Annotated in this window: 4 protein-coding genes; 2 read left to right on the top strand and 2 right to left on the bottom strand. The window is 34.6% G+C overall.

All coding sequences use genetic code 11. The features are described 5' to 3' along the window. Positions 1–691: hypothetical protein (locus tag MSI_RS14780; RefSeq protein ID WP_050983954.1), on the top strand; the 691-nt coding region annotated here is incomplete at its 5' end. 20 nt (positions 692–711) lie between these two features. Continuing rightward, complete coding sequence (locus MSI_RS13195; protein WP_009108051.1) at positions 712–1,734, top strand: YafY family protein; 1,023 nt, start codon at positions 712–714, stop codon at positions 1,732–1,734. On the opposite strand, the gene MSI_RS13190 is transcribed toward MSI_RS13195, so the two are convergent. Continuing rightward, positions 1,735–2,784 (bottom strand): hypothetical protein, encoded by a 1,050-nt coding sequence (locus MSI_RS13190; RefSeq protein ID WP_369759200.1) that lies wholly within the window; start codon positions 2,782–2,784, stop codon positions 1,735–1,737. After that, positions 2,775–3,044: a hypothetical protein gene (locus MSI_RS13185; protein WP_009108046.1), complete on the bottom strand. Its 270-nt coding sequence runs from the start codon at positions 3,042–3,044 to the stop codon at positions 2,775–2,777. Before MSI_RS13185 ends, MSI_RS13190 begins: the two co-directional genes overlap by 10 nt. Between the last annotated feature and the right edge of the window lie 222 nt (positions 3,045–3,266).

Below are 3,266 nucleotides of genomic sequence, written 5' to 3'. Positions count from 1 at the left end.
TAAATTTCCATCTTGGGCAAATAAATACTTAAATAGCAATTCAAATATCATTCTACCACTTACAATAAGTCATAGTCATAAACAAAAGTCCAATAAGCAGGAATCTATTGATTATGTAGGAGATGAAATTAGAAATAAAATCCGCGAAATCGGAAAAATCTGGTATAACTCTCCTACTAAAACTAAAATATCAGAAAACAGTGTAAATCATTGGTATAACATAATAAATGAATGGACTAAAGATGAAACACTCCCTCTTGTCGTGAGGAAAGAAACAAAACGACGTGGTGAAGCAACAATTCATCCTTGCGGCAGAGAAATAATTTTTTCTGATAATTCATTTGCAACTTGGGTGATCTGCAAAGTTATAACAAATAAACTATATTCTCTTCAAGAAATCAAAAGCATGCTTTTACACGATGAAATTCCTTTCATGTTCATTTCTACAAAGGCATTAAAAGAAAAAGCAAAATATAAAAAAGCTCTTGGGGAAAATGAAACAACAGGTTGGACACTATGCCATAAAGAAGCCATTGGCTTCAACAAAAAAGATAAAATTGAAGAGATAAATATAGAGACTATTAAACAACATTTTTTCAAATACGCTAATCCCAAAAATATGTTCTTGTTACCAAGGGAAATAGGTTTCCTTGGAGAATTAAAAGAATTCATTGAAGAGCAAAAAGACTAATTCATACCAGGAGTGTTTATATGGCTGTAGACTTCTCTGAAAAAGCAAAACGCTATCAGGCAATTGATGAAATAATTGCTTCTGGAAGAAATCTAAAATGGAACCAAATTATTTCAGAACTTAAAGACGAATATGATATTAAAACAAGCCGGACTTCTTTTTTTCGTGACATAGAAGAACTTCAAGAAAAATATGCCGCTCCTATAGATACAGACTTTGAAACTAACGGATATTTTTACACCGATCCGCGATACAGACTGCCTCGTTTATATACAGATGAAAATGCTGCGAAGGCTGCAAGACTCATAAAAACGCTGATGGATATGGTAAAAGGCAATCCTATGTACAAGGAAGCCCAGGAAGTGTTTGAATCACTTTCAATAGAAAATCATGATATCACACTTGAAAATATCAAAATAAATAAGAAACCAGATAACGACCGGATTATTTTTGTTGGTTCGCCAAACACAAAGATTCCTGCAGAAACCTGGCGAATTATCGACAAAGCACTACAAGGTAATCGCGTTATTACTTTTGATTATATTTCCAATGGTGAAAAAGAATCAAAGAACCGAAGAGTCCAGCCATGGCAACTTATATTTGATGATGGAAACTGGAACCTTCACGGCCTTGATGTGATTAAAAATGGCCGCCGGCGCTATTCTCTTGAAAAAATACAAAACCTCAAAATGACCAATGAGATTTTTCAACTGCCAAAAGATTATGACTTCAGAAATATGACACGCGGTTCATTTGGCTGCATGTGCGATGACAATTATCTGGATTATAAAATCCACCTTCATGGCTATGCCGCAAGATATGCACAAACAAAAATCTGGGGCGATAACCAGACAATAGTTCCTGATACAAAAAATCCCGGCCCTGACGGCGATGGAATCATTCTAAGCTTCAGAACCAACCAGCTCATCTGCGTTCAGCGCTGGGTCTGGAAATGGGCTGACGAAGCATGGCCGATTGAACCAGGAGAACTTGTAAATGACTGGAAAATAAAACTCAACAAGGTGAACCAATTAAACAAATAATTATTCTTTCTGCATTTTATTTTTTAATTTTTCAAGAGCACTTACGGCTGCCGAATAACCTTGTTCGGCGGCGCGGTTATAACAGCCTAAAGCCCAATCATAATCTTGCTCTATACCCCTACCATAATAGTACATTTCTGCAAGATGAAACTCTGCTTCTCCACGAGCTTTTGGTGAACCATATTGAATACAGTTTTTTTTATAACACTCAAAAGCTTTCAAGAAATCCTGTTCAGTTCCAAGGCCTTTTTCATACATAAGGCCAAGTTTATTTCCAGCTTCAATATTACCTTGACTTGCTGCTTTCTCATACCATTCTTTTGCTTTTGCAAAATCCTGCTTTACCCCAAGTCCATCATAGAACAAATGTCCCAGATACAACTGGGCAAATTCATTATCCTCAATTTTTGAAAAATAATCATACGACTTATTGAAGTCCTTTTCTATTTCTTTTCCTTCAAAATATAATAAGCCAAGCAGCAATGAAGCCCTTTCATTGTTATGATTAGAAGCTTTTTTCAATAATTCCAAAGCCCTTTTAAAATCCTGTTCACAACCATTTCCAGTATAATAAATCTTTCCAAGCATAAATTGAGCATCTGCATTATCACTATCAGCAGCTTTTACATACCATTCAATTGCAAGTGCCATATTTTGTTTCCAGGTTTTATTGTTTTCAAGGCATATATCATCACAGTTATAATCATCGATTAAAGAGTCGTATAATACAAATCCCCATTCATTTCTTTTTGTCTCACAAAATTGCTGCATTTTTTTCTTACGTGAAGAATCTTTTAAACCGGCTTCATAATAATAAAATTCGGCAACCTGATATTGAGAGTCCGTATCTCCCTGTTCAGCAGCTTTTTGAAATAATTCAAAAGATTTCTCTAAATCTTGCCCGCATCCTTTCCCGGTAAAATACATAAAAGCTGACTTTTTCTGTGCCTCGAGAATTCCTTGTTTTGCAGCTAACTCATACCATTTGAATGCTTTCTTTGAATTTTTACAAACTCCGCTTCCATTTTCATATGCGGCAGCTAATTGCAGTTGAATTTCTCCATTACAAAATTCGGCAGCTTCCTCGATCTTTTCTTATTTCCTGCTCTTTTATATACTTCAAATGCCTGCTCAAATTTTTTTTCACTAAAATATCTGTCTCCTAATTCAGTTAAAGCTTTAGGATCACCTTTTTCTACATTCTTTCTGAATTCATCTTCACGATATCTATTTTCATCAAAATCTTCAATTTCGAATCTAATCTTTATAATACCATTTTGTTGTGCATCCTTATAAAGAGGAGAACTCATTACATTAGATACTATATTCGAATGATAAGAAAGACTTCTGACAATCCACTCTTTTGTTTCCGTTTTACCATTTGAATAGATAATGATTTTTTTTTGCCTGTCCTCTTTCTATAAGCAGTTTTTTAAATAAATTCGTGTCAGCCGGATAGAACTCCAGAATAGTAGGATTTTTCTTTTCAAAATAATTTTTAGTTGACGTATCAATCTTATCAGCGCCGGCAT

This window comes from Treponema sp. JC4, from assembly GCF_000260795.1.
Classification (GTDB): Bacteria; Spirochaetota; Spirochaetia; order Treponematales; family Treponemataceae; genus Treponema_D.
This window is presented reverse-complemented; position numbering and strand designations above follow the sequence as displayed.

Coding starts and splice junctions, on each gene's coding strand:
- MSI_RS13195 (WP_009108051.1), top strand. CDS start 712: ATGGCTGTAGACTTCTCTGAAAAAGCAAAACGCTATCAGGCAATTGAT.
- MSI_RS13185 (WP_009108046.1), bottom strand. CDS start 3,044: ATGAGTTCTCCTCTTTATAAGGATGCACAACAAAATGGTATTATAAAG.